At 52.4% G+C, this 26,243-nt stretch carries 23 protein-coding genes; 18 read left to right on the plus strand and 5 right to left on the minus strand.

Annotation, left to right across the window (positions count from 1 at the left end):
- The first annotated feature begins 59 nt into the window (after positions 1–59).
- The 6 genes from KP014_RS28750 (at position 60) to KP014_RS12910 (ending at position 5,846) form a co-directional block, all read left to right on the plus strand.
- The gene (locus KP014_RS28750; protein WP_036598817.1) at positions 60–251 is read left to right on the plus strand and encodes a hypothetical protein; all 192 of its coding nucleotides are present in this window, start codon (positions 60–62) and stop codon (positions 249–251) included.
- A gap of 147 nt (positions 252–398) precedes the next feature.
- Complete coding sequence (locus tag KP014_RS12890; protein ID WP_036598828.1) at positions 399–1,238, plus strand: DUF2785 domain-containing protein; 840 nt, start codon at positions 399–401, stop codon at positions 1,236–1,238.
- Positions 1,239–1,343: 105 nt separating this feature from the next.
- Positions 1,344–2,141: a TIGR00266 family protein gene (locus KP014_RS12895; RefSeq protein ID WP_036598814.1), complete on the plus strand. Its 798-nt coding sequence runs from the start codon at positions 1,344–1,346 to the stop codon at positions 2,139–2,141.
- Between the two features lie 229 nt (positions 2,142–2,370).
- Entirely contained in the window at positions 2,371–3,462 is a 1,092-nt protein-coding gene (locus tag KP014_RS12900) for a sugar ABC transporter substrate-binding protein (RefSeq protein WP_051500346.1), read from the plus strand.
- 17 nt (positions 3,463–3,479) lie between these two features.
- Entirely contained in the window at positions 3,480–5,171 is a 1,692-nt protein-coding gene (locus KP014_RS12905) for a methyl-accepting chemotaxis protein (RefSeq protein WP_175491942.1), read from the plus strand.
- 195 nt (positions 5,172–5,366) lie between these two features.
- Complete coding sequence (locus KP014_RS12910) at positions 5,367–5,846, plus strand: VOC family protein (RefSeq protein ID WP_036591895.1); 480 nt, start codon at positions 5,367–5,369, stop codon at positions 5,844–5,846.
- A gap of 29 nt (positions 5,847–5,875) precedes the next feature.
- Here the strand turns inward: KP014_RS12910 and KP014_RS12915 are convergent, their stop codons facing one another.
- Positions 5,876–6,670 (minus strand): GNAT family N-acetyltransferase, encoded by a 795-nt coding sequence (locus tag KP014_RS12915; protein ID WP_036591891.1) that lies wholly within the window; start codon positions 6,668–6,670, stop codon positions 5,876–5,878.
- Positions 6,671–6,786: 116 nt separating this feature from the next.
- The gene (locus tag KP014_RS12920) at positions 6,787–8,208 is read right to left on the minus strand and encodes an alpha/beta hydrolase family protein (RefSeq protein ID WP_036591888.1); all 1,422 of its coding nucleotides are present in this window, start codon (positions 8,206–8,208) and stop codon (positions 6,787–6,789) included.
- Positions 8,209–8,345: 137 nt separating this feature from the next.
- On the opposite strand from KP014_RS12920, the gene KP014_RS12925 reads away from it, so the two are divergent.
- From KP014_RS12925 to KP014_RS12950, 6 genes are all read left to right on the plus strand, one after another.
- Positions 8,346–9,746, plus strand: coding sequence for a hypothetical protein (locus KP014_RS12925; RefSeq protein ID WP_090834577.1), 1,401 nt, complete (start codon positions 8,346–8,348; stop codon positions 9,744–9,746).
- Positions 9,731–11,182, plus strand: coding sequence for a hypothetical protein (locus tag KP014_RS12930; protein WP_063619466.1), 1,452 nt, complete (start codon positions 9,731–9,733; stop codon positions 11,180–11,182). Before KP014_RS12925 ends, KP014_RS12930 begins: the two co-directional genes overlap by 16 nt.
- On the plus strand, positions 11,097–11,777 hold the full coding sequence (locus KP014_RS12935; RefSeq protein WP_036593380.1) for a hypothetical protein: 681 nt from the start codon (positions 11,097–11,099) through the stop codon (positions 11,775–11,777). The genes KP014_RS12930 and KP014_RS12935 overlap by 86 nt, the downstream gene beginning before the upstream one ends.
- A complete protein-coding gene (locus KP014_RS12940; RefSeq protein WP_090834578.1) occupies positions 11,774–15,007 on the plus strand; it encodes an SMC family protein in 3,234 nt (1,077 codons plus the stop codon). The genes KP014_RS12935 and KP014_RS12940 overlap by 4 nt, the downstream gene beginning before the upstream one ends.
- 154 nt (positions 15,008–15,161) lie before the next feature.
- A complete protein-coding gene (locus KP014_RS12945) occupies positions 15,162–15,641 on the plus strand; it encodes a DUF6530 family protein (protein ID WP_036604453.1) in 480 nt (159 codons plus the stop codon).
- Between the two features lie 38 nt (positions 15,642–15,679).
- Positions 15,680–16,075, plus strand: coding sequence for a GIY-YIG nuclease family protein (locus tag KP014_RS12950; protein ID WP_246590714.1), 396 nt, complete (start codon positions 15,680–15,682; stop codon positions 16,073–16,075).
- A 120-nt stretch (positions 16,076–16,195) separates the two neighbouring features.
- Here KP014_RS12950 and KP014_RS12955 read toward each other — a convergent pair whose 3' ends face one another.
- The 3 genes from KP014_RS12955 to rpoN form a co-directional block, all read right to left on the minus strand.
- Positions 16,196–17,020 carry a carbonic anhydrase gene (locus tag KP014_RS12955; RefSeq protein WP_036604449.1) on the minus strand — a complete coding sequence of 275 codons (825 nt, stop codon included), beginning with the start codon at positions 17,018–17,020 and terminating at the stop codon, positions 16,196–16,198.
- Between the two features lie 268 nt (positions 17,021–17,288).
- Positions 17,289–18,539 (minus strand): FprA family A-type flavoprotein, encoded by a 1,251-nt coding sequence (locus KP014_RS12960; RefSeq protein WP_051500662.1) that lies wholly within the window; start codon positions 18,537–18,539, stop codon positions 17,289–17,291.
- A gap of 392 nt (positions 18,540–18,931) precedes the next feature.
- On the minus strand, positions 18,932–20,302 hold the full coding sequence (gene rpoN, locus KP014_RS12965) for an RNA polymerase factor sigma-54 (protein WP_090834579.1): 1,371 nt from the start codon (positions 20,300–20,302) through the stop codon (positions 18,932–18,934).
- Between the two features lie 261 nt (positions 20,303–20,563).
- Between rpoN and KP014_RS28755 the strand changes: the two genes are divergently transcribed.
- From KP014_RS28755 to manZ, 6 genes are all read left to right on the plus strand, one after another.
- On the plus strand, positions 20,564–21,808 hold the full coding sequence (locus KP014_RS28755) for a sigma-54-dependent transcriptional regulator (RefSeq protein WP_246590715.1): 1,245 nt from the start codon (positions 20,564–20,566) through the stop codon (positions 21,806–21,808).
- On the plus strand, positions 21,763–23,352 hold the full coding sequence (locus KP014_RS28760) for a PRD domain-containing protein (protein WP_246590753.1): 1,590 nt from the start codon (positions 21,763–21,765) through the stop codon (positions 23,350–23,352). Before KP014_RS28755 ends, KP014_RS28760 begins: the two co-directional genes overlap by 46 nt.
- A 194-nt stretch (positions 23,353–23,546) precedes the next feature.
- Positions 23,547–23,966 (plus strand): PTS sugar transporter subunit IIA, encoded by a 420-nt coding sequence (locus KP014_RS12975; RefSeq protein WP_036604222.1) that lies wholly within the window; start codon positions 23,547–23,549, stop codon positions 23,964–23,966.
- Positions 23,967–24,449 (plus strand): mannose/fructose/sorbose PTS transporter subunit IIB, encoded by a 483-nt coding sequence (locus KP014_RS12980; protein ID WP_025692747.1) that lies wholly within the window; start codon positions 23,967–23,969, stop codon positions 24,447–24,449.
- 27 nt (positions 24,450–24,476) lie between these two features.
- Entirely contained in the window at positions 24,477–25,247 is a 771-nt protein-coding gene (locus tag KP014_RS12985) for a PTS mannose/fructose/sorbose transporter subunit IIC (RefSeq protein WP_036604221.1), read from the plus strand.
- A 30-nt stretch (positions 25,248–25,277) separates the two neighbouring features.
- The gene (gene manZ / locus KP014_RS12990; protein ID WP_036604220.1) at positions 25,278–26,102 is read left to right on the plus strand and encodes a PTS mannose transporter subunit IID; all 825 of its coding nucleotides are present in this window, start codon (positions 25,278–25,280) and stop codon (positions 26,100–26,102) included.
- Positions 26,103–26,243 lie beyond the last annotated feature (141 nt).

Below are 26,243 nucleotides of genomic sequence, written 5' to 3' on the forward strand. Positions count from 1 at the left end.
TCATGCTACAATAGAATTGTTCGAGCTCCTCTTCAACATATCTAGCGGGAGGTTACTTAATGGATAAAAGCGTTGCAGCTTTGGTTAAAGATGTCGGATCGCAGGACCGGAACGCGCGGTACGACGCTTACATGGAACTCCTGTCCATGACTAACGGGAAAGTGGATTGGGCCTATGTGGTTTGGGATGATCTGAAAGCGGATTTATCTCATCCCGATAACCATTCGCGTTCCATTGCGGCGCAGCTTTGACATTATTCAAGGCCTGCGGAAATTGTACGAGCAGGACGGGGATGAAGCGGTCTAGCTTAAAGCCCTGGAATGGATTGAAACGGAGGAGGATCTGAAATACCGGAAGAAGTACGCAGCGGTGTGGAAGGAGAAGAAGGGAAAGTGAACATGGACGGCGAGCGGAAGCAGTTGTATATCAACCTGCAAAGAATTGAGGATGAACAATACCGGCTTAGAGAAGGCGAAAAATTATGGGACTATATCACACTGATGCTTCAATACATAGGCGACCCTGAGCCGGAATTGCGGGACGAGCTTATTTATCCTACTTTTCATGAATGGATTGTCGTCAAGCGGTGGTTTAACAAAGCTGAGCTTCTGAATATGCTTTCCGTTCTTATTGGTGATCAACATTTGTTTTACGGTATTGGCGGTAAGGAGGATGAATCGGTGTTTACCCGGTCGTTTTCCGTGCTGGTTATCGCTTTACTGCTGCAGAGGCATCGGGAGCAGTCTTTTATGGATCTATCGTGTTTTAAGCGGCTGCAAGATTCCCTGGTCCGATACTACGAGGGTGAAAAAGATTTGCGTGGATATTTGGCCGAAGGCGGCTGGGCCCACTGTGCCGCTCATGGAGCGGATGCGCTGCGGGAATTGGTGCAGTGTGAAGAGAGCGATGAAGCGGGGCGGAACGAGGTCCTTACAGCCGTCAAGGGAATGCTGTACAACGGGTATTATAGTTTTCAAGATGAAGAGGATGAACGGATTGCCAGCATCGTTGATGTAATAATCAGCCGGAAATTGCTGCCGTATCCATCCATTGCGGAGTGGCTCATTGGCCTCGGAGAATGCGGCAGCCGGCCCAAAAGCCGAAGTCAAACGATATCCCGGGTCAACGCGAAAGATTGCCTCCGCTCTCTCTATTTTAGACTGCTGCACAATAGTCGCGGACAGGATCTACTCCCCGTCATACTTAAAACGGAATCAGAATTAAACAGATTTGCATAGCATAAAATTTTAAGTTCCGGTGAAACCGCTCCGGCTTGACGGACGTATAAACGCTCAAACGGCTGGAAGAAACCTTGAACAATAATTGAGGAGGATTCGAAAATTATGGGAGCGCATGAAATTGATTATGTGATTATGGGCGAAGAAATGCAGTGTGTGGAGGTTCAGCTTGATCCCGGCGAGAGCGTGATCGCGGAAGCGGGCAGCTTTATGATGATGGACCCGGAAATCCGCATGGAGACCATCTTCGGCGACGGCAGCAGCTCGGGTCAGGGCGGCGGCGGTCTGATGGGCAAGCTGATGGGCGCGGGAAAAAGAGTGCTGACCGGCGAAAGCCTGTTCATGACCGTATTCACGCATGGCGGAGGCTACGGCCGGAAGTCCGTAACGTTTGCCGCTCCGTATCCGGGAAAGATCATTCCCCTTGACCTGCTTCAGTATAACGGAAAAATTGTCTGTCAAAAGGACGCTTTTCTCTGTGCGGCAAAAGGCGTATCCGTAGGGATAGAATTTCAGCGCAGGCTTGGCGCCGGATTCTTCGGCGGCGAAGGATTTATTATGCAGAAGCTGGAAGGCGACGGTTTGGCCTTTGTCCATTCCGGCGGGTACGTCATGGAGAAGACGCTGCAGCCCGGAGAAGTCATCCGCCTGGATACCGGCTGTCTTGTCGCCATGACTTCTTCGGTGGACTATGATATCGAGATGGTCAAAGGCATCAAAACCGCCCTGTTCGGAGGGGAAGGCCTGTTCTTCGCCACGCTGCGTGGACCGGGCAAGATCTGGGTTCAGTCGCTGCCGTTCAACCGGATGGCTGACCGCATTCTGTCTGCTGCCCGGGGCACGGGACGCAAGGAAGAGGGCAGCATTCTCGGCGGGCTGGGCAATCTGCTGGACGGCAGATAAGATTTAAACTTTAATTTTTGGGGCCGTTAAACACATGGATTTGTCGTGTGTTTGACGGCTTTTTTGTGCTGAAATTATAACTAAAATCCGGAAGCGAGACATTATTTTGTCTCACATAAATAATTTCGGGAACTGTATAACAATTTACCGTTATTTTGTCGATAATCACCGAAACATACTTACTCTGACTTTTTTTGTCGGGGGGCATAAAAATTAGGGGGTTATGCTTATGAAAACAAAGAGAAAGCTTATCCGTTCCCTGTGTGTGATGCTATGCGTAGCGGGAGTATTGGCGTGGACAACGTCATGCTCATCCGGCAGTGTCTCGCCGGAAGCGGGGGGAGCGCGAAAAGCCGCCAATGCCGGTTCGCCCGGGACGCAAAGCAGTGAAAGCGGAACAACCGCGCAGAGGACAAAGGAGGTGGCCGGGAACCCGGGTAAGAAAGGCGAAGTGGCTATCGGCGTCATTTTGCTCGATCAGAGAGACCGGTTTCTCACCTATCTGGCGCAGAACATGAAGCGGGAGGCCCAAGCCGAACCGGGAACGTCGCTGGAAATCAAATATTCCGGCGATGATGCGGAGCGCCAATCCGAACAAGTTGAGGAACTGCTCGCGGCGGGAGTAAGCGCTATCGTGTTTATTCCAGTCAATGCGGAGCAATCGGTAAAGCTGACGAAAAGAATCCAAGACGCCGGGATACCGGCAATTATCCTGTCCCGCGCTTATGAAGGTGTGGAAGGGGCGACGGCATATGTCGGCTCCGAGCGGCCGCCTTCCGCCGAATCGCCGCCGGACGCCGCCGGTATTCTGGAAATGGACGAAATCGCCAAATTGCTGGGGGGAAAGGGGAATATTGCGCTAATTGACGGCGGCAAAGATGAGAAGCGGGCCGAAGATATCAAACATGTCATCGCTCAGCATCCAGGATTAAATTTGGTGTTCGAAGGAAGCGCCGCACATGACCGGTATAAAGCGCTCTTGCTAATGTCGGATTGGCTGACGACCGGCAAATCAATCGACGCCGTTGTAGCCACTAATGATGAAATGGCGATCGGAGCCATTCTGGCCGCGCGGTTGCAGGGCAAAGAGAAGGGAATGCGATTTGCTGGAGTCGACGGTACGATGCAGGCTTTGGAGATGATGAAGATGGGTAATATTGATGTCACCGTCTTTCAGGATGCGGCTGAACAGGGAAAGCAGGCGATAAAAGTCGCGGTTAAAGCTGCACAAGGCTTAAGCTTTACCAAAAATACATATGTCCCATACGAGCTGGTCACCGCGAATCAAGCGGATCGGTACATAGCAAAATGGAATCAATGAGATTAGGAGGAAAACCGGTGCGTCTATCAATTGCACAAAAATTATTGGCCGGATTTTTGACGGTTGCCATCATTTCCGGGTGTGCGGGTGTGAGCTACATTCTATCGATGCGGAAGGTGCAGAGTACCATAGATAGGGTTCTTGAGCGTCATGTAATGCTGAAAGGCATGGCGGATAATCTGAAGTTCTACGCCATATCGCAGAACAGCAGCCTGCAATCGTATTTGCTCAATCAGGATACGTTCTATCATACGAATCTGCAGACGGACAACAGCCAGACGGATAAGCTCCTGGACGAAATGTCTCCCATGCTGGCGGATCAGCCGGAGAGCCGGAAAATGGTTGATCTGATGAAGAATATGAACCGCTATTACAGCGAGAAGGCCGAAGGCCTGTTCGGGCTGCCGCAGGAGTCTTTGGAAGGCGCCTTTTTGGAGGCCAAGACTGACCTTATGCTGATGGGTGACGCCATTGTCCATTATGCCCAGCAGCTCTCCGATGAGCAAACTCGGGAAATGTTGGCGGTCAAGACGGAAATGGAGAAGACAAACGCGGATGCCATCCGTTTTACCATGGCGATCGGCATTGCCGTCTTTGTTCTTGCGGTCGGAATTGGTTTGTACATGGCCCGGATGATATCCCGGCCGATCCGGTCGCTGTCTTCTGCGGCACGATCCATTTCCGAAGGGAATTTGGGCAGCGGTCCCCTTGTCTTGAAGCAGAAGGATGAATTGGCGATGCTGGCGGAAGCATTCAACCGAATGCAGGACAACCTGAGGCTTATTGTGACGGAAATCAACGAGAGTACCGAGCATCTCATCAACATATCCGGGGAGGTCGCGGCAGGTACGGAAGAAACGAGCCGGGCGGCGGAACATATGGCTGCCGTAATGGGCGAGTTGGCTTCGACCAGCAGCAGCCGGGTGGAGGCGACGAAGAATGGGCAGGAGGCGGTAATGGCCGTCGATGCCGACATCCGCAATATCGACCGGAACAGCCGGACAGCGATGGATGTTGCCAGGCAAGCGCAGGAAATGGCCGTATCCGGAGAAAAAGGGCTGGCCGACGCGGTTCGTCAGATGAATACGATCCGGCAGCGGATGGATGCGATTGAGCGGATGATGTCATCCCTGGAGAAGCGCTCTGGCGAAATTGAAGAGATGAATAACGTCATTTCCTCAATCGGAGTGCAGACCAATCTTCTGTCGTTAAATGCGGCAATTGAAGCCGCCCGGGCCGGCGAGCATGGAAGGGGATTCGCAGTCGTAACAACGGAAATCCGCAAGCTTGCCAATGAGACCAACGCTTCGGCGGACAAGGTTAAAGCACTGGTTCAGGCGATCCAGAGCGATACGCGGCAGGTTGGACTATCGGTCAGGGAAATGAATGACGAGGTGGCTCAAGGCGTGAAGACCACAAGCTCCGTAAGCGAATTGTTCGATCAGATCAAGAGACTTACAGGCAGCACCACAAGCGAAATTCAGGAGGTGACCGAAGCGCTGCGTAATCTATCCGGACACTCCGAGAAAATTGTCGACACCATGGACCGAATATCGGAGATGACGAAGACGGTGGCGGAAGGCACGGAAAGCGTGGGGGCCGCCACCGAGCAGCAGCTGGCCTGCATGGAGCAGAATTCGGCGCATACATCCATGCTGCATGAGATGTCGGCCAAGCTCCGTCAGACGGTGCTGCACTTTAAACTCTAAAACTTCTTAAAAGACGCATTCCATAGCGGAACCTTGACCGCTTCAATTGAATAGGAATGCCCCGTTATAGGAGCCGGCCAAGCTATCGCGTTTGGACCGGCTTTTTTTGTGCTTGAAAATCGTGCGGATTTAATGCTTCAGGATGTACGGCACATCATTTGACCGGTATAATTAGAGGAAAAGGAGCTGAATCCTATGCAGAAGATTGCCCCTTTTCTATGGTTTGACAATCAGGCTGAAGAAGCGATAAATTTCTATACCTCAATTTTTAAGAATTCCAGGATCAAGGACATCAGACGCAGCGGAGGCGGAGGGCCTTGGCCCAAAGGGGCGGTAATGTCCGGAACGTTCGAGCTTGACGGTCAAGAGTTTATGGCGCTTAACGGCGGACCGCAGTTCACTTTTTCCCCGGCCGTATCGTTCTTCGTTAACTGTGAAATGCAGCAGGAGGTAGACGAGCTGTGGGAGAAGCTCTCCGAAGGCGGGGAGAAGCAGAGATGCGGCTGGCTTAAGGATAAATTCGGACTTTCTTGGCAAATCGTGCCTTCCGTCTTAGGAGAGCTGCTGCAGGATGAGGATGCCGAGAAATCGGCAAGAGTCATGAACGCGATGCTTCAAATGGACAAGCTGGATATCGATATTTTGCGGCGGGCCTATGAGGGCGTCCGCTCTTGAACAACTATACCCGGACTCTCCGGGTTTTTCTATACCTCTAACCGGTAATAGGGAACGCGAACCGTCGGGATGAATCCGAGCTTTTGCGCCAGATAATAAGAGCCTTCGTTTTCTTGGCGGCAGGACCAGACCGGCTCTAGATTGGCTTCCAGGCAATAATCGATCAAGGCCGAGCACACGTGGAAGGCATAGCCTTTACCCCGGAATTTCTCGGAAGTTTCGATTCCAATCTCTAGCTGATTATCTTCAAGAAATGCTGCAAATGAGGTTGAAGCCGCTTCGCTGCCATCCATCAGCGTATATCCAATCCCCCGCTCCGCGAACTGCTCCGAATCTCTCCAGAAGTGCTTCGGAGCAACGCCGCCCTCCAGCTCCCGGAATATCTCCCGCGTCGTCGGCACAATTTCGTAATCGCTCTTCCCGTACTTCTTGACGGCCTGCTCATAACGGCTGCGGTCAAACGCGAAATTAACTCTTGTATTCTCCTCCTGCACCGCAGAATCCGGGCCCATCACTGAACGGATCAGAGAGTCCCAGGAACGGGGATGCACCTGCAGCCACTCGGATTTTTGTCTTGTCTTATTGGTGTTCTCGACATGCTCAACCAGCTTATGTCTAAAAGACTCACGGTCTGTTTCTCCAAACAGCAGCGACATTCCGTAAGGATGGACGATGTAAAAAGCTGCCGGGTTATGTAGGTCATCCGTATAAACCTCCCCGGAAATATGTCCGTGTATTACCGCCTGGGCAAACAGCGTATTGATTGTTACCTCTCTCAGCGGTTCCTCCGCCTTGGCGTATTCCTGTGCGTCTAATCTGATCATGAGCCTCCACGTCCCTTCTTTGATATGGGATTAAAACTAATTTATGTATTATACAAGAGTTTGTTGGTAGAAGCGATGAGAAATAGCAGTCCCAAGGTGCAGACCTGGCTTGCCTCTTATTTCTGGCCGAGGTGTTCCTCAAAAAAGGCGACCGTCGCTTTGTTGATCGCTCTATGGGTACGGTGGGGATCCTCCGTTTGACCGTTTGTCCAGACCATTATGGGGAACCAGAGATAAAAATCGCAAAAGCTCAAATGGGTCGCATGAGGAATGACCAATTCTCTTCCTCCGTTTCGCAGCGCTTTTTGTTTGCGCAAAGGGATTTGCCGCAGCTGTTTGTCAAAGATCTCGCGGGTCAGACCGGCGGCTGCCAGTTGGCTGTCCGTCGGTTCGGACGAAGCATCCGCAGGCTGGGGTGCCAGGTCGGAGCTCATTAACAGGAAGGGCCGCGGCAATCCCCGGCTCAAGTCCCCTTTTCCGAAAAAGGTGCCGTCCATATTGATCGCCGCTTTGACCCGCTGGTCTAGCAGGAGCGCCTGGGCGGCGGTAGCGCCCCCGAAGGAATGTCCCAGCATACCGATGCGGCTTAAGTCGAGAGCGCCCGTCAAGAGTTTCTTGTCATCCTGGCGGTTCAGATCGTCCAGCCGATTTAGTACGAATCGAATGTCCTTCAGCCAGACATTGTTGATTATATCGTCCCAAGCGGAAATGTCCGCCGGTTTCGGCTGGTTGGGGGATAGGCCGATATAATGTCCTCCCGGAAATACGGTTGTAAACGAGCTTAAGGTATGTTCTACGGCAACGACGATAAAGCCGTGGCTGGCCAATTCAACGGTTTGGAAAGTGCTGGTATAACGCCCTCCGGGAAAACCGTGGGAGAACACGACAACCGGATAGGCCGCCTCCCTCTTCGATACGGGCGGCTCCTGGTAGGCGTAGGTCTTGACCAGATTGAAGTAGCTGAACAGCTGCTTTGGTATGCCGTATTGCCTGCCCAGCGCTTCGGCAATGACTGGCAAATCCGCCACATAAGGCGCTGCCGGATAGCCTTCGGTGTGATCGGCGGGATACCAAATTTGAATGTTCAAGGCTCTATTGTTCCCGGGCACGTTCTCATAGGTTTCCTTTCGCCCATGATCGATCCAGTGGTACTGGACAGTACCAACATTATAGGAGCCGGTAGGCTGTTCGAAGGAAGGGACGGGCAGGGCGATAGGCGGCAGCGCCGTTAGTAAGCTGTACAACAAGAGAAAAGCAGCAAGCCCCGTTCGCCGCAGCTTGCTTCGCTTGACAGGGGACTGCCCGGAGAAGTTCCCCCGGCTGAAGCGGAAGGCGGCGTGCAGGGTTAGGGCGGCTGAGATCATATATGCCGGCCACATTTGAAACCGATAGCCTTCGAGCGCCAGATGCAGACTGACAACGGCCAGGGAGACGGCGGCCGACAAGGCTGCGCTGCGTTTGCTCCGCAATCTTCCAAATGTCAGCAGGACCAGAAGAAACAGATTCAGCGCTATCAACAATATTTCGAACAATCGCATGGTATCGCTCCTTTAGAAGTGGAAACGGCTTCGCCGTCTTTTTTAACTGAGCATTTTGCATAATCCTGAACTGCATAACTCAACTCTTGTATTATACTAGATCATAATTATGCGGATCGATAAGGGGATGTAAAAGCTTGTTAAATACGGAGATTGTCGATTTCATATGTTCTCATTATTTATCCAAAGGCTTGGAGCTTGAGCCCGCGACTTTCAGCGAATCTGGCAGGGGCTTCGAAATTGATATTTTCAGGGCAGGCTCAAGAACACGCAGGCGCATAGGAAAAATCACCGGCGGGCATGCGGATACCGGTCTCTCTCATGAAAATAGTGTCCCTGAAGTGCTGGAACGGCTGTTTCATAGTCCAAGGGTCCGGAAGAGCGAGCGTGAGCTGCTGCGTGAAATCCGGGATGCGTCGCTGTGTTCCGAAGGATTGGCCGAGGGATGGATTATGCGGAAAGACCGGTACGAGTCCGATGGGAAAACCGTAGCGCGCACGGAGTATGTTATGGGTTATGCGCTTTATATTCACCTTGAGCGGAAAAGAACACGTGCGCAGGAACGGGAGAAGCAGACCATTGCGAACTGGCATGCACGGCTTGGAACAATACTGGAAGAGCGGAATAAAGACCCGGATGGCCTGGCCGGGAAGGAAAACCGGCAATTATTGTGGAATTTTATAGAGGATATGGCAGCAAAGCTCGAACACTGTTGCATTTATAAAGAGGTCTTCGAGGTCATCTGGAACAAAGAGCAGCCATGGCAGGGCAGAAAGCTGGAATTCTATGTCGATTTTATTATCGCACTGGCCGAAATCGCTGCCGCCCGCGCTCATTATGACTGGAAGGAGATAGGGGCGCGTTACTACCGGGAAATCGGCGGCTCGAAGCGCTTTGATCCCTATAAGGCGGATTTTCTGGAGGCGGCGGAGGAACAGATCGGCTGTCCTCTCCCGCTGCTTGGGCTGTGCAGCGCAGGAACGGTTACCCCGATTTTCTTTGCCGGAGAACTGAGCGGAAGCGGCGGATTTACTTATCCGCAAGGCTTTTTGCACGCGGTTACTGATGTGACCGTTTGGAAGACCGAATTCCGAACCGGCTGCCATACATTATGGCTGACCGAGAATCGAGCCGTGCTCACACGGATGAGCGCTGAACCTGACTTTCTGCTGAACTCGGGCAGTTTGATTATCGGGCTGGACGGACAGCTTAGAAGCGGACACCGTAAGCTGATCAAGGATGTATTAACCGGCTCGAAGTCGATTGGGCAGGTCATTGTATGGTGCGACGGCGACAAGTCCGGGCTGGACATCGCAAGAAACGTGCAAGCCCTGCTGCAGCCGGCGTCTCCGGCGGCGGTGAAATGGATTTTTCCGGTTGCAGGGGACCATAAGGGTGACGATCCGCGCTCCTGTCTTTTCCGTACATGGGAGGCTTATGAGGCAGCGGCACTTGCCGGACTGAACCGGAACCAAGCAGATGAGCAGGAAGCGGAAATGGGGGATACGGACATTTGGAACATGTGGATGGAGCTTTGATTTCTATCTTTGGCGGCGGGGTGCCCGAACATCTTCGCAAGGAATCGCTGCGGGATCTCGTCAAGCTCGCGGGGGTGCTGACCGAACTGCGGGAATACTTCGAAGAACCGCTGAAAGTGCTGGAGATTCTAAAAATGCTGAACCTGATCCAGCAGGAGGCGCTTGGGCTGGACGAGCCGCTGGAGGATGCGGACGCGCTCTTTTACCGGTTCAGGAACCGCTATGGATACGAGCCCGGAATTCCGATGGAGCGTCTGCTGAATGTGCTGCAGAAATATAACTGGATCATCCGCAGCAAGCGGAGACTTACGATGATGGATGTCGGCAAACGGATGATGGATATGCTGATTCGTCTGGCGAATGATTCGCTGGCTTACTATATGCAGGATGACGTAGCCCGCTCGCTGTTTCAGGCGAGAAGGGATGCGGATCTCAGCGAGGCTTACGACGACAAGGGGATTTCGGGCGGAAACCGGCTGGCCAGTATGATCCGCAATTGTCTTGATGCCGTGGACAAACTGAAAGAGCGGCAGCTTGAACTGCTCGCCGACCGGAATGCCCTGCCGCAAATCCGGATTATTGTGGATCTGATGCAGGAGCTGAACGCGCGGATGAATGAGCGGCTGGACAAATTCACCACCTTTGAAGAAGGGGCTTCCTTTGCGCCCTTGCTCAAAAAAGGCACGGAAATCATGTTTGAAGGAACGCAGGTGTCTTTAGGCACACTGAATAAGTTTCTGGGCTTCGCCCACTTGCAGCAGACCGAGGTCCGGTCCGAGATTTCCCCGCAGGCCATCCGCCAGTTTATTATCCGTTCCTTCTACAAAACCGCCGATTCCGAACTGCCAAACGCTCATGAGATATTGAGCTTTCTGGAGCAGGACCGCTCTCCCGGAGAGCGTCTGGACGGCATGTGGGTGCCCGTTCAGTTCGCTTCTCCCGTGTCCAATCTCCAACTGGCGGATACAGTAAGCTATCTGGAAAGCTATGTGCCTTCCACCGAGCCGATTCGGGAACGTCTGGAGCCGGAATATGCGGAGACGGAAGAATGGACCGAGGAGGAGCTCGGCACTCATTTGGCGCAGATCGAATGGCAGTTGACCAAAGCGAGGATTCGGACGGATGAAGCGGAGCGGATTCTGCGTGAAAGGGAAAGCGTCGGTCTTGAGCAGCTTGTGCTGGAGGCGGGCTCGGAGCGCTGGAGCGACGCCTTGAACGCGCTGCTGGCGGTCTCCGCTCTGGTGGGCGGGCAGCGGGCGGTGATTGAACGGGGAGAAGATCCCGCCCCAGATTTGCGGGCAGGCGGCGCACAGACCGAATGGCAGCTTGTGAACGAAGGAGGAGATCAGCATGTCGTTAGAAGAACCGGAGAGCTTGCACAGCAACCTGCCGCTGGGGGCGATGGAACGGCTGTCCGCGGTGCTCAGTCCCGATGAGGAATATGCGTTTGTGCAGATTATGTTCTCGTCGTCGGCCGCAGTCCGCAGCGGTAGCTTCGGCCTGTCCCGGCGCGAGGTGATGAAGATTCTGAAGCTGGAGCAGGGGGATGAGCAGGGATTTGCTTCTTTTGTGAAAAGGGTGAATCAGTCGGTTGCCCGCTACTACAGGCTTATCTATGATGAGCGCAGAGACCGGGCGGTCGTGCTGATTCATGTGCCCGCCAGACAGGCGCGAGAGCTGATGTCGTCCGAGAGTCTGGCTTTGCTGATGTTTATTTTTTATCACCAGGAAGTGCTGCAGAATGACTATACCCTGTTTACCCAATTGCTGGAGGCATTCGGGCATGAATCGCTGGATGTAAGGCGGAAAATCCTGGCGAACCTCGATACGCTCATCAAGCTGGGCGCCGTGTCCCGCTATGAGAATCCATCCAATGAGGAAGCCTATGCGCTGACCGCGATCGGGGCGCGGCTGTTCTCGGATTCCTATTTAAAACGGTTCGCTGAATTCAGCCATTCCCAGCAATTGAATATGGACGATGTTCTGAAATTCTATAAACGCTACAATCTGGAGGCAGGTGAGGGATATTGAACCCCTGGGCGCTGGAATTTAGCGGCATCCGCGATTTCTCGGATACGAGGCTGGAATGGGGCGGACCGGAAGACCATGTGCTGATCGGCGGGCCAAACGGCTCGGGCAAATCAACGATTACGTTCTGCCTCGGAGCGGTGCTGGCTTCCGCCAAAGTGGATTTGGAGGGGCTGCGTTCCCGCAATCTGCCGCCGGACCGTGTGTGGCGGGCGACGATTCAGCTTGTTTTTGCCAACATCGGAACAAGTCCCGTCGACGCGGCCGCGTACATCGGCTTCCGGCTGAATCTGGAGCAGAAACCCGGCGATCCCTTGCGGAAGGAATACTTTATTTGCGAGGGCAATGAGCCGTGGAAATGGAATAAAGAGACCCGCTATACGCCGGGAGACAGCACGAACCATCTTCATGAGTACCGGCATCAGCTCCAGCATAAATATAAAGTGGACCCGGATGCCTTTTACCTGATCTGGTATCAGCAGGATGTGAACCAGTTCGCTGTGATGCGGCCGGAGGAGCGCTTCCGAATTTTCAGCGAGATGACCGGCATAGAGCGGATGCAGCACAACTGGGAAAAGGTGAAGGAGGAACGCAAAGACGCGCAGTCGGCGCTCCAGACAGCGGAAAGCAACCAACATTCGCATAGGCTGAACCTGGGCAACTGGCAGCAGGAGCGGGACCGGCTGATCAGCCGGAACGAACGGCGCAGGCTCGGTCTTGAGAGTGTACTAACCGCTTCGGCTGCCCTTGAGCGGCTGTACGGCAGGGAGCAGGAACTTTTGAGGGAGCAGATGGATGAGCTTGAAGAGCGTCATGCGGGCGAACTGGACCGCTGGATGAAGCTGGAAGAGGAGCATCAAGTGCATCGGAAGGATCATGAGGAAAGAACACAGCGCATGGAAGAACTGAACCGGCAGCTTGAGGAAGTGGAAGGCGAAGCGGCGAAAGAGCGCGCCTTGCGCGAGCAATTGAATGACGAGCACCGTCAGCTTGAAGATATTCTCAGGGAGCTGGACAAACAGATCCGGGCGATTCCCTACTCCAGAGCCGAGGTGGAAGAACGGCTCGCGCAGGACCGGGGAAAGATGCGGGAGACCGAAGCAAAAAGCCGGGAGGCGGAGGAGGCATACAAGGAGGCACAGACGCATCTGGACTGGCTGGCCACTGAAATCGGCAAACTGGAGTATGCCCTGGAGGAAGACTTCCGGAGGCTCGGCGATGCCAAGAAAATGCTGGCCCAATACGGGGGAAGCGCTGCTCTCGAACGGGAAGCGGAGAGTCTGGAAAGCAAGCGTTCTTCCCTGCGCGACAGCGGGCGGGAACTGGAGCGGAGCATCCGGTCGCTTGAGGACGAGCTGGAGGCATTGACCAAGGGAATCGGGATGTACAGCTTGAGGCAGGAAGCGTCCATCCGCCGTCTGCGCGGGAAAGGTGTGACCGTCTATACGCTGCGCGATCTGCTGGAGATGGATGAGCATATTCCGCTGGAGCGGGAGGACCAGCTCGAGGCTATCAAATATACGCTGTTCGTCGATGCCAGAGGCTTCGCGGCTTCGACGGATGTCTATCACGTGGAGCTGCCGGCGGTGGTGCCGGAACGAACGGCGGACGAGCTGGCTTTATTCGGACTTCGGGTGAAAAAGAATCTCGACGACCAGACCTACGCCGCAGCCCAGAAAGCGTTGTGGTGGGTCGGGGAACTGGTATCCGGCTCCGATTCTTCCAGGCCCAGGTTAAAGAATGGCCAGCTTGTCGATTCCCTTGGCCGGAGAGGCCCGCAGGAGGACAAGCGGTGGATTCTTAACCCGCGTGGAATCAAGCTGCGGGTGAAGCGCGCCGGCGAAGAGCAAGAGAAGCAGGAGCTTCAGCTTGAAGCCGCCCGCCGTGATCTAGCGGAATGCGAGGAACGGCTAAATCTTATCCGTTCGGTGCTGCAGCTTATTAAAGAGGCGGAAACGGTCGTTGGCGCCGTCGCCGAGCGGGATTTGCGCGGGCGCGAGCTGGACCGGAAGACCGCCGAGCAGAGGAAATGGATGGACATCCGGAACCGTTCTGCCGATGAGCGGCAGAGATTGAATCTGGCGTCGGCCGAGCTTGCGGTCCGGCTTGAAGCTCTCGAAGGCTACCGGCAAATCTACGACCGCGCCGATCAGGAAAGCTCGAAGATCGAGCGATTCGGGCAGCTTGGCCAAGAGCTGGAAGCCTCCGGAGAACGGCTGCAAGGACTGGAGAGGGAGCTTCAGGACCTGCTTACGGAAAGCGACCGGCTGGATCGTTCTTTGGAATCGACGAAGAGAAGGATCAGGGAGAAGCACCAGTATATCGAAGAGTCGAAAAAAACGCTGGAGGGGCTGGACCGGGAGAAGCGGGAGCTGCTTGAGCGCCTGGAGGTTTTCCAGGAGAACCACGCCGCGGAGCGGCAGTTTTACAGCGATTGGACCGATCGCCTGAGAGTGGTATACGCCGGGCTTCTTGAGGAGTCTCCGGATTTTCCCGTTGTTCCGGACTGGAATCCGGCGCAGGCAAAGTCGCATAAGGAAGACGCTCTGGTTCAGCTAAACCTGGCGCTTGGCGAAACCGTCGACGAGAACGCAGTCGAAAATTACGAGAAGGTAAAAGCGGAGTTTGAACGGGGCGAGCAGGAGGTGCAGGACGCCCGCATGCTGCTTCGCCAGCTTGAGGAAAGTCTGGCCGAGCTCGAGGAGAAGCTGGTCAGTACGACAAATTATGAAATCAAACGGGTGGGCAGCCGGTTTGTGCGCTATATGGACCAGTTCTCGTTCGACGGCGAAGTGAGCTGGGACATGCAGGAGATGAAGCAGGGGAATATCAAGTATTACCTGAATATCAAAGCCAGAAAGCAGGGGCATCGCGGCCCGCTGGAGGAAGTCGGCATGAAGGGCCGGGGAGGACGAGTCGGCAAAGGGGTGTCGGGCGGCGAGGAATCGCTCAGCTCGCTTCTGTTCGCTCTAGCGCTGCTGAAGACAATTCAGGCGGAGCCGGGATACATCGTGCTGGACGAGTTCGACAGCGCTTTGGACGAAGGGAGAAAATCCAAAGTATTCACGCTGTACGAGCAGGAGCTGTCCAGAAAAATGATTATCCTGTCTCCGAAATCCCATGAATCGGATTATTTGCGGCATTTTAACGAAGCGTTTGTCGTATATCATGATGCGAGAACCCCGAAAAGCGCAGTGATTAGAATTAGGAAAAAAGCAGATAGTAAGGTTTAAAAAGACTTGAATTTAACGCTTGGGATGCGGAAACCCAGGCGTTTTTTTATTGACTTCAGCTGCAAATTGGGCTACCATAACCCTTGTCACTGAATTAGTAATTTAGTAAATTAGTAAATGTGAAACATCTGAAAAAGGACAGGTGAACAAAGAAATGAAAATTCCAACAACGCTAAAGCATAAACCGGTTATTGTATCCGAAAATTACGAGAATGTGGATGGCAGATATGCGAATCATTCGGACACGAAGGGATTATCGCTCGGATTGGCTCAGTGGAACGACCGGGGGAAGGTCGATATTTCCGCCAAGGTGTGGCGGCATACGGGAGAGAAGTGGTCCAGACAATCGGAGGAGCTGCCGCTTCATCGGGTGCTTGACCTTGCCATTCTGGTGACCAGAAGCATGGTCCATTTCCGGGAGGCTTACCAGTATCAGAATCTGTATGATCCCGAGAATCCGGTGATTGACCGTGTGGGTCTGCAAGGGGAGGCGATGACCGTATCCGTATGCACGGACAACGACAAAATCAACGAAGACATCAAGCTGTTCAGCCAGGCGCTGAGCGATGACAGCGAACTGATCGGCGAGCGACTAAGCACGCTGTCCCGGATTTTGAAGGAAATGGGCTATTAAAAGGTTCAAGATACCCGATTGAAGACCAAGGAGGAAGAATGATGTCTCTGGATAAGCAAAAGAAGAAAGAGCTTGCCTCGTCATATGTACAGTCATTTCGGCCGATGGGCGTTTACCAGATACGAAATGTGAAGAACGGTAAAATTCTGGTGCTGGGCAGCATGGATCTGACCGGGGCCAGAAACCGGCTTGCGTTTATACAGCAGACGAATATTAACAACATCAATGAACTGAAGCAGGACTGGAATGAACACGGCGGCGGCAGCTTCGTATTTGAGGAGCTGGATCAAATTAAACCGCGTGAAGAAACTTTGAATGATAGATCCGAACTAAAAGAGTATCAGGAAGAAGTGGATGCGCTGCTTGAGCTGTGGATTGAGAAGCTGCAGCCCTTTGGGGACAAGGGATACAATAAGCCGAAGCGGAAAAAGTAGAACCGCCCTTAAGACCAAAGATCTTGCCTGCCGCGTTATGGTGGATGCCGGAATTACAAAAGCGGCGCCAATAGACCGTTTCCCTGCCGGGACGACGGTCTATTGCTTTTTTTTACTCTGTTACTCTTCTGTCTCAAGTGTCCGGCCGTCAAGCGGCTGAACCGGGCGGTTATCATGCGGGAACAGGGTACGGAACGCGCCAATCTGCGCCTCGGACCATTCCACGGGCTGTTGAAGCACAATCCACTGGACTCCTTCGGTGCATGGCGGCGTCGTTAGCGATCCGTGATAGCGGTAAGAGTGAAGATCTCCCGGCAGCAGGGCCTTAAGATCGAATTTTCCGTCAATCGCTACTGCCTCTTCACTCTCTTTCTGGGGAAGCCGGGACCACAGCTTGTTCAGTTCTGCGTTCTCCGCGCCGCCGTTAATCAAGACGCCGAGCACGGCAGTATCTCCGTCCGCGGTCTTGTGAACGAAGTGAAGTTCCATCTCGTCATGCTTGCCGCCCACTTCATGCTCGCTTGGCAAATGAAAGTGGAACTGCATCAGCGCATAGGTCTTTCCCTCCAGAACAATGTGGTTGTTCTCACCCGACACATTTACCTGAATAGTATGACCATTGTTGACGAGAGACACTTCCGAAGGCGAATAATCGACTTCCACTGGGGAGAGGCTGGTATCCTTCTTCACATCGGCAGCCTCAATATCGATAGGCGATTGTTCCTTTCCCACCTTACAGGTCCCGAAATCTTCTTCAAGTTCGCCCCAATGTTCAGGTGATGTCTCTCCCTCATACGACCAGTGAACCTTAGCGGCCTGGGCCGCTTGCGTTGGCGGATTGCTTTCTGTGTTCTGTAAGACTTGTTCCTTCTCCGCGCAGCCTGCCAGTACACCCATCAAGAGTCCGCAAAGCAGAAATCGGGAATACGGTTTCATTAATTTCATTTTCCTTTCTCCCCCCAAATTATGTATTTATTCAAAATCCATATCATTCTATGTTATGGGAAAAACAGGAACAAGGGCATGAGGTCCCATTTCGAGCAATCGTCTATTCCGGCAGCGGATGGAGCCATAGATTGCGGTTTATTTTAAGTCCCATAAGATAGAAAAGCCTTTCATATTTATGCATAAAAAAGCTGCCTCAAGTCATTTTACTGACTTTAGAGGCAGCTCCATTATGATGGGATAGACAAGCATGATAACTTGCTTTCTGTTAGTTTCCGGCTGTTCCCGCGCCTTCCGCGACCGCTTCTGCCGTATCGGTATTCAGGGAATCATAGATGGCTTCTACCAGCAGATCCAGTTCCGGCAGTTGCTCCGGCTTTAAGGCGGAGTTGATTTCAAAAGGTTCGCCGACGAACTCGATTTTTTTCATGCTCTCTAAGATTTCGGTCATTTCCCTTACGGCGGCGTTGGCCCACGTGTAGTTGCCTACAAGGGAAACTTTGCGGTTCTGCAGGTTCAGGGACGCCATTTCATGGAGCAGAGCCTGCATGCCGTGATACAGCCCCAGATTATAGGTAGGGGAGCCGAAGACCAGATGGCTGAATTTCCAGGCGTCCGAGATGATATAGGAAGGGTGGGTCTTGGATACATCGTACATGCGGATGTCCTGAACCCCCTTGGCCGCAAGCTTGGATGCGATCAGGTTCATGACGTTCTCCGTATTGCCGTACATGGACGCATAGACCAGCACCACGCCGCGCTTCTCCGGCTGGTAGGTGCTCCACTTCTGATATCTGTCCAGAATATACGACAGGTTCTCGCGCCACACCGGACCGTGCAGCGGACAGATCATTCCGACTTCCTGCTTGGCTATTTTTTTCAGCACCGTCTGCACTTGAGGTCCGTATTTGCCTACAATATTGGAGTAATAGCGGCGGGACTCTTCTAGGTACACCCCATCAAAATCCGTCTGATCGGAGAAAATATTCCCCGAAAGCGAACCGAAGCAGCCGAATGCGTCGGCGGAGAACAGGATTTTCTTCGAGACTTCATAGCTGAACATGACCTCAGGCCAATGGACAAATGGAGCCATGATAAAGCGCAGCGTATGCTCTCCGAGCGACAGCTCCTCGCCTTCTTTGACGATGAGGTAATTATCAGGCTTGCTGAAAGTATAGAACTGCTCCATGAACTGGAACGTCTTTTTGTTGCCGACAATTTTCATTTCCGGATAACGGCGCAGCAGCTCCTCGATATTGGCGCAATGGTCGGGCTCCATATGGCCCACAACCAGATAATCCAGCGCACGGCCATCCAGCACATGCTCGATATTCTCCAGAAATTGTGCGCTGATCGCGGAATCCACTGTGTCCATAAGAGCGGTCTTTTCGTCCATTATTAAATAGGAATTATAGGCAACTCCTTGAGGCAGCGGGAACATATTCTCGAAACGTTCCAGTCTTTTGTCGGTGCCACCCACCCAGTAGATCGCGGGCGCGATTTCTTGAACATTGTACATCGGTATTCCCTCCACATGCTTAAAAATTTTTCTATTACTATAACAACAAATACTGACAAAATAATTGACATATATCATGTTGAGGGAAAAATCAGGATTTATTAGCGAATAGCTGTGTCAGATAAGGTTACATGTGACAGAAGAATGGAGCGAAATAGCGCGTAAAAATGAGAGGAAGGAACAGAAATCAGGCGGTCGGCTGCGGGAAAAGCGGGTTGGAGACTGGAAACCGCACAAATTTGAATCAAATATTACAATATGGAAAACTTCGGGCTCGGGACAGCAAAATATGAATGAAACAGCAAAAAGAACCCTTACCAGGGCTGTGCTTAAAATTACAGCTCGCCCCGGCAGGGTACTTATTATCTATCTGAAAATTACGAAACGACGAACTAAAAGCGTTTTCTCTTAGCGGATGACAGGATGCGCATTTCCTCCCGGTACTTGGCCACGGTCCGGCGGGACAGCTCAAGCCCTTCCTGCGTCAGCAGCTCCGTAATCGCCTGATCAGAGAGAGGCTTCCGTTTGTCTTCGCCATCGATCATTACCTTAATTCGCAGTTTCACGCTTTCCGAGGATGCGGCGTCGCCGTCCGCCGACGCGAGGGAAGAGGTGAAAAAGTATTTCAGCTCGAACAATCCCCGGGGGGTCTGCATGTATTTATTGCCGACGGCCCGGCTGATTGTGGATTCATGGAGGCCCGTTGTCTCCGCAATCTCTTTCTGAGTCAGCGGCTTCAGTCCATGAATGCCATGCTCGAAGAAATCCCGCTGCATTTCCACCACGGCCCGCGACACGCGCAGCAGCGTTGTGCGGCGCTGCTCCAGGCTTTTGATCAGCCAGGAAGCCGCCGCCATCCGGTCGTGAATATACTGACAGGCTTCGTCCCGGTTCGGCTGTTCTCTAAGCAGCCGGTTATAATATGCATTGATGGAGACGCGCGGCGCGCCAGTCTCATTGACGAATACCGTGTACTCGCCGCCGATTTTTTCCACCGTAATATCGGCAATAACGGACTGTCGCTCTTGGCCGGCAAACGATGCGCCCGGACGCGGATTCAGCCTGCGGATGGAATCGGCTATCCGCTGCACCTCCTGTATGCCGGTTCCGAGCGCGTCCGCGATTTTTTGCAGCCGGTTCGCCGCCAGGTCTCCCAGGTGCCGCTCCACCACTCGGAAGATAGGGCCCTCCCCGCTACCGTCTCTCCGAAGCTGGAGAAGAAGACATTCCTCCAGACTGCGGGCTGCAACTCCCGCCGGATCGAAGCGCTGAATCAGCGCCAGCATCTTTTCCGCCTCATCCGGGGAAGCTCCCGATAAGCGGGCATCCGATTTCATATCCAGCTCTAAATAACCTTTTTCGTCAAGATTGCCGATCAGATACAACGCCCTTCTGTATTCACTTTCGGTGAGTCCGCGGACCAGCCCCAGCTGCCTTTTCAAATGCTCATAGAGTGTATCGGCCGGATTGGCCATAGCGGCCAGCAGATCGAAAGCCTGTGTGGTTGAGGAATGCGCGTATCCATCTCCGGAGCGGTTATCATCATAATCCTTCCAGTCTTTCTGAGCAGCGGACGGCTCCGAGCCGATGCCGATGGTCAAATCGGTTTCTTGCAGATCGATCACCGGATTGTCGTTGGCCTGTTCGCGCAGATAGGAGAGCAGTTCGACCGACGAGTACTGCAGCATCTGAATCGCCTGCCGCAGTTCAGGGGTCATGGCCAGTTTTAGGGTCTGCTCCTGCTTGAGTCCGAATTGTATCATGTAAATGCTTTCAACTCCTTCTGGAACGAAACGGCGGCAATTTGGGAGGAAGGTCGGCCATCTCCTGCCGACTATCCATAACTTTATATCTCCATTTTTGTGAATTTAGAACCGTGAGCACATAACATTTATCACAGTTTCGCCAGAGAATTTTGTGGTCTGCAGAACAGATTTGTAATAGAGATTCCTCCTTGGCTCCTATATACTTGAAACATTAGCAAGCGCTTTATTTAGGAACGGCTCAGTCCGGAGGTGCGTAAGGTGAGAAGAATCGATAAGATTTTGGAGTATATTGCCGAAAAAACGAAGGGATTTCCGGAGGAGGCTTTGCTTCAATGCGAAGGAATTACGGCTGCGGAAATTGCGGCTAACCAGAACATGCTCAGAAACAATGTGAGCAAGGAATTGAATGAGCTCCTCCGCGCCGACCGGATTATTAAAATCAAGGGAAGACCGGTCAAGTTTCTTCATAAGCAGACCATCGAGGAGATGTTTCGCGTTCACCTGAAAGAGAAGCAAATCGAAGTGAACAGCCTTGGGGAAATACTGCAGACCGGGGAGCGGGAAGACCCTTTTTATTCCCTGATCGGCTTTAAAGGCAGCATGCGCAACCAGGTGGAGCAGGGCAAAGCTGCCATTCTGTACCCGCCAAGGGGACTGCATACGCTCATTGTAGGCCAGACGGGCGTTGGGAAAACGATGTTTGCCAAATTGATGTACAACTACGGCAAGCACATGAAGCGGTTTACCGAGCAGGCGCCTTTTATCGTATTCAACTGCGCCGATTATTATAATAATCCGCAGCTGCTGCTGTCCCATATTTTCGGTCATGTGAAAGGAGCGTTTACCGGAGCGGATCAGGAGAAGCAGGGGCTTGTGGAAAAAGCCGACGGCGGAATTCTGTTCCTGGATGAGATTCACCGTCTGCCGCCGGAAGGCCAGGAAATGATTTTCTATTTCATGGATACCCATACGTACAATAAATTGGGCGAATCCGAGCGCAAGCGGAGCGCGAATGTGCTGCTTGTCGCGGCAACGACGGAAGACCCGGGATCGTCCATGCTGAAGACCTTTATCAGACGCATCCCGATTACCATCAACATCCCTCCTTTTCAGGAACGGATGCCCTCGGAACAGCTGCATATCCTGAAGCATCTGCTGGAGAGCGAGGCCCTTCGCGTCAATAAGCCGATCCGGGTCGATCCGGAAGTGGCCAAAGCGCTGATCGGAAGCGTCACGTACGGCAATATCGGGCAGCTTAATCGAATATCCAGCTCGTTTGCGCCAAGGGATTTCTGGACAGCATCCGCGAGAATAAGGAAGATATCGGATTGGACTTCAAAGTGCTGCCGGGCAACATCAGGGAAGGGTTGTTCAACATTGGCAAGAGCCGCAGGGAAAGCGAAGAATTGGGATCCATTTCGTCCCAGCTGTACATCACTCCCGAAGGAAGCCATGCCATGGAAGAAGATGTGCTTGAGCCGCCGTTCAACCTCTACAAGCTGATAGAGGACAAAATAAGCCTGCTGAAGGATGAGGGCCTCGACGACAGCTATATCAATAAATTTATCACTACAGACGTTAACATCCATATTAAAAGCTTTTATAACCGTTTCTATAATCAGAAAGGCAGCAGGGAACGGATTCTCAAAATTGTCGACAAGGAAATTCTCCAATTTGCCGACCAGGTCAAATTGCTGGTTGAGCAGGAGCTGAACCGCAGGTACAGCGACCGGTTCGTCTATGCCTTCAGTCTCCATCTAAGCGCTTTTCTTAAGCGGATCCGGGAGAAGAAGTACGGAGGCAAACCCGTCTATGATCCGATTGACCCGAATGATGAAGAATACAAAATGGCGCTGACCATCAAGGACATGGTTGAATCCGGTTTCGGGATAAGCGTGCCGGAGGCTGAAATTACGTATGTAGCGATTCTGCTCAAATCGGTGGAGGAAGAGCGGAAGGGCAATGTGGGAATTATCGTAGCAGCGCACGGCAACAGTACGGCAACCAGTATTGTCGGCGTTGTCGACAGCCTGCTTGGAAGCTCCAACATTTGCGCGGTGGACATGCCGCTCGATGTCAGCCCAAGAGAGATTCTGGAGATTATTGTTGACAAAGTAAAGAGTATTGACAACGGCAGAGGCGTGCTGCTGCTGGTGGACATGGGCTCCCTGCTCAATTTCGAAGGGACGATTATGGAACGGCTCGGGATCAAGGTGAAGACCATTGATATGGTGTCCACGCCGCTTGCACTTGAGGCCGTTCGGAAGGCCAATCTTCTTGATATGGAGCTTGAGGACATTTACCGTTCGCTTAAAGATTTCAGAGGCTACAACAACCTGGAAGCATCGGCCAACGCAATATTGGACAATAAGGTCATCATTACGGTCTGCTCGTCCGGCAAAGGCGCCGCGGTTAAGGTCAAGGAGTTTGTCGAGAAGATCGTTTACGACCTTACGCAGAAAAAAATAGCGGTTATCCCGGCAAAGATCAGGGAGTTGGATAAAGTGGTCAAAGAACAGCAGGCCAAGCAGAGCGTTCTGGCCGTGATCGGAGTAAAGCGGCCGGGCGACCGCAATGTTCCGTTCATTCCTCTGGAGAAGCTGATCGACGCAAGCGGCGAGGAACTGCTGAGAGAACTGCTGCTGAACCATGAGCTGCCCGTTGTACAGGAGAATCAGAGTGTGGTTATCAAGGATCTGTGCGAAGACAGCCTGAAGGAATTCCTGACCTATCTGAATCCCCACAAAATACTGGGCACCCTGATGAGCTTTGTTCAGGCGCTTGAACGCGGACTGAATACGGATTTCGAATATGCGATGAAGGTCCAGATAGCGATCCATACGGCTCACGCGCTGGAGCGGATGGTGATTCGCGACGGGCTGGTATACCGGGGGGAGACGGAGATGCTCGATCCTCAAATTATGGATGCGGTGAATCAGGCCTCCTCAATATTTTCTTCAGGTATTAACCTGGTTCTTTCCGATGATGAAAAATATTATATTTGCGAAATGCTGAGCGATGTATATAAAACGGCGGCTTTAAAATGATATAGTGTATGAAGCGTTTACATTTGTGTATGAAGACAGCAAATCCGAAATAATTTCACGTTTTTTTTCGGACAGAAATCCCTGGCGCAGCCGGGGATTTTTATATTTTGCCCAGGGATATTCTCTTCATACAGAAGTTTGGCACGGGTCTTGCATATCTAATATAGGCGAAAGGAATTTAGGGGGTGAGACAAATGATTGCTGTTATTGTAGGCACGCATGGAAAATTTTCCGAGGAACTGCTGAGGTCGACATCTATGGTCTTCGGTGAGCTGGAGAATGTAGCCGGCGTGACGTTTGAACCTGGTGAAAGTGTTAGCGGACTTGTCGATAAGTTCAAAGCGGCACTGGATACGCTTGAGTGGAGCGACGGCGTTATTTTTCTAGTGGATCTGTTCGGCGGCAGTCCCTATAACGCGGCCAGCCGGATTGCCGCAGGCTATGAGAATATGGACATCGTATCCGGAGTTAACCTGCCCATGATCGTTGACGTTATGGTGAACAGATCGACGGAACAATTAGGAGATTTGGCCGATCTGGCGATCCGCGCCGGGCAGGACTCAATGAAATCGTTCCGCAGCATAAGAGACAGCCAAATAGAGGAGGAATTATAAATGGAAATTTCATTTGTTCGCATCGATGACCGTTTGATTCACGGCCAGGTGGCGACTGTATGGGTGAAAGAAACAAAGTGCAACAAGATTATCGCGGTCAGCGATGAAGTGGCAGCGGATACATTGCGGAAGACACTGCTCCTTCAAGTGTCTCCTCCGGGAATAAAAGCCTATGTAGTGACCATCGACAAAGCGATCGAGGCTTATAACAATCCGAAATATGCGGATTTCAAGACCTTATTTCTGTTTACGAATCCGACAGATGTGCTTCGTGTAGTGGAAGGCGGAGTGCCGTTCAAATCGGTGAATGTCGGCGGAATGTGCTACAAGGAAGGCAAGACACAGATTACGGGCGCGGTATCCGTCGACAAACAGGATGTCGATGCTTTCCGCAAGCTTCATGAAAAGGGAATCGAATTGGAGATCAGAAAAGTCGCCAGTGATCCGAAGGTGAATCTGATATCAAAGATTCAGGATTTATAGTCGAGGAAATAAGAGAGGGGTTATAACATGAGTACTTTTGAAATCGTAATGGTAGCGCTAGTTGCGGCCATATGCGGCATGGGCAGCGTACTCGACGAAGGACAGACGCATCGGCCGCTGATTGCCTGTACGCTGATCGGTCTGGTCCTGGGCGATATCAAGACCGGGATTATTCTTGGCGGCACATTGGAGCTGATGGCGCTGGGCTGGATGAATGTCGGCGCATCCATGGCTCCCGACGCCGCGCTCGCAAGTGTGGTATCGACGATCCTTGTTATCGTAGGGCATCAGTCGATAGGCGCCGGGATTGCTGTTGCCATACCGATTGCCGCCGCCGGTCAGGTGCTTACAATTTTTGTCCGGACGATCACCGTATTCTTCCAGCATTTGGCGGATAAGTATGCGGAGACCTCGAATTTCAAGGGAATTGAGCTGTGTCACTTCATAGCTCTGCTGCTGCAGGGTTTGCGCGTCGCACTGCCTGCAGTTCTGGTAGCGGTTGCAGCCGAGACGGGGCTGGTTACGAGCCTGCTGGATTCAATTCCGGAAGTCGTGACGAGAGGCCTGCAAATTGCAGGCGGATTTATCGTCGTCGTCGGTTATGCGATGGTTATCAACATGATGTCTGCTAAATACCTGATGCCTTTCTTCTTCCTTGGCTTTGTCGTCGCCGCCTTTACGGGCATCAACCTGGTTGGCTTCGGTATGGTCGGCGCGGTTCTGGCCATTCTGTACATCCAATTGAATCCGAAATATAGCGCGCAGAGCACGGCGGTAGAAGAAATTGATGAGCTGTAGCAAGCTTCTGAGGAAAGAGGGGATTATACAATGGAAGATAAGAAATTGACGAAAAAAGATTTGAACAACATGTTTGTTCGCTCTTGGTTTCTGCTTGGATCGTTCAACTTTGAACGGATGCAGTCCATCGGCTTCTGCGTCACGCTGATTCCGGCAATCAAACGGCTTTACAGCAAGAAAGAGGATCAAAAAGAAGCTTTGAAGAGACATCTGGAGTTCTTCAATACGCAGCCGTTTATCTCGGCCCCAATTATGGGAGTAACGGCCGCGATGGAAGAGCAGAAGGCCAACGGCCAGCCCATTGATGACGCTACGATCAGCGGTGTAAAAGTCGGCTTGATGGGTCCGCTTGCCGGTGTGGGCGACCCGATTTACTGGGGAACCTTGCGGCCGGTTCTGGCGGCGCTCGGCGCATCCATTGCCTTGACCGGCAGCATCGTCGGACCGCTTCTGTTCTTCCTTCTTTTTAACGTTTGCCGGCTGGCGACCAAGTGGTACGGCTTGAAATACGGTTATGAAAAAGGAACGGAGATTGTGTCCGATATGTCGGGCAATCGGCTGCGCAAGCTTACGGAATCGGCTTCCATATTGGGACTCTTTGTCATGGGGGCGCTGGTTTCCAAGTGGACCAGTATCAACGTGCCGCTGGTTGTTTCCAAATATACAGGTACGGATGGCAAAGAAGTCATCACTACGGTTCAAATGATTCTGGACCAGTTGATGCCGGGACTGCTTCCTCTTCTTCTGACTTTCCTGTGCATGAAGCTGCTGAAAAAGAAAGTGAACGCCATTGCTCTTATCTTTGCTTTATTTGCGGTAGGCATCATCGGATACTGGCTTGGCGTATTGGCATAACGCGAGTATTCTAGCCGCCGGATTCCATTTGGAACCGTCCATAAGCAGGCCTTCCAAGGATATAACCTTGGACGGCCTGCTTAATTTTTTTAAAGCGGCAGAACTCCGCTATGGCGTAATTTAACCGCATTAGGATGTGTT

It is taken from the genome of Paenibacillus sophorae (genome assembly GCF_018966525.1).
GTDB lineage: Bacteria > Bacillota > Bacilli > Paenibacillales > Paenibacillaceae > Paenibacillus_AQ > Paenibacillus_AQ sophorae.

Coding starts and splice junctions, on each gene's coding strand:
- KP014_RS28750 (WP_036598817.1), top strand. CDS start 60: ATGGATAAAAGCGTTGCAGCTTTGGTTAAAGATGTCGGATCGCAGGAC.
- KP014_RS12890 (WP_036598828.1), top strand. CDS start 399: ATGGACGGCGAGCGGAAGCAGTTGTATATCAACCTGCAAAGAATTGAG.
- KP014_RS12895 (WP_036598814.1), top strand. CDS start 1,344: ATGGGAGCGCATGAAATTGATTATGTGATTATGGGCGAAGAAATGCAG.
- KP014_RS12900 (WP_051500346.1), top strand. CDS start 2,371: ATGAAAACAAAGAGAAAGCTTATCCGTTCCCTGTGTGTGATGCTATGC.
- KP014_RS12910 (WP_036591895.1), top strand. CDS start 5,367: ATGCAGAAGATTGCCCCTTTTCTATGGTTTGACAATCAGGCTGAAGAA.
- KP014_RS12915 (WP_036591891.1), bottom strand. CDS start 6,670: ATGATCAGATTAGACGCACAGGAATACGCCAAGGCGGAGGAACCGCTG.
- KP014_RS12920 (WP_036591888.1), bottom strand. CDS start 8,208: ATGCGATTGTTCGAAATATTGTTGATAGCGCTGAATCTGTTTCTTCTG.
- KP014_RS12935 (WP_036593380.1), top strand. CDS start 11,097: ATGTCGTTAGAAGAACCGGAGAGCTTGCACAGCAACCTGCCGCTGGGG.
- KP014_RS12945 (WP_036604453.1), top strand. CDS start 15,162: ATGAAAATTCCAACAACGCTAAAGCATAAACCGGTTATTGTATCCGAA.
- KP014_RS12950 (WP_246590714.1), top strand. CDS start 15,680: ATGATGTCTCTGGATAAGCAAAAGAAGAAAGAGCTTGCCTCGTCATAT.
- KP014_RS12955 (WP_036604449.1), bottom strand. CDS start 17,020: ATGAAATTAATGAAACCGTATTCCCGATTTCTGCTTTGCGGACTCTTG.
- KP014_RS12960 (WP_051500662.1), bottom strand. CDS start 18,539: ATGTACAATGTTCAAGAAATCGCGCCCGCGATCTACTGGGTGGGTGGC.
- rpoN (WP_090834579.1), bottom strand. CDS start 20,302: ATGATACAATTCGGACTCAAGCAGGAGCAGACCCTAAAACTGGCCATG.
- KP014_RS28760 (WP_246590753.1), top strand. CDS start 21,763: ATGGAAGAAGATGTGCTTGAGCCGCCGTTCAACCTCTACAAGCTGATA.
- KP014_RS12975 (WP_036604222.1), top strand. CDS start 23,547: ATGATTGCTGTTATTGTAGGCACGCATGGAAAATTTTCCGAGGAACTG.
- KP014_RS12980 (WP_025692747.1), top strand. CDS start 23,967: ATGGAAATTTCATTTGTTCGCATCGATGACCGTTTGATTCACGGCCAG.
- KP014_RS12985 (WP_036604221.1), top strand. CDS start 24,477: ATGAGTACTTTTGAAATCGTAATGGTAGCGCTAGTTGCGGCCATATGC.
- manZ (WP_036604220.1), top strand. CDS start 25,278: ATGGAAGATAAGAAATTGACGAAAAAAGATTTGAACAACATGTTTGTT.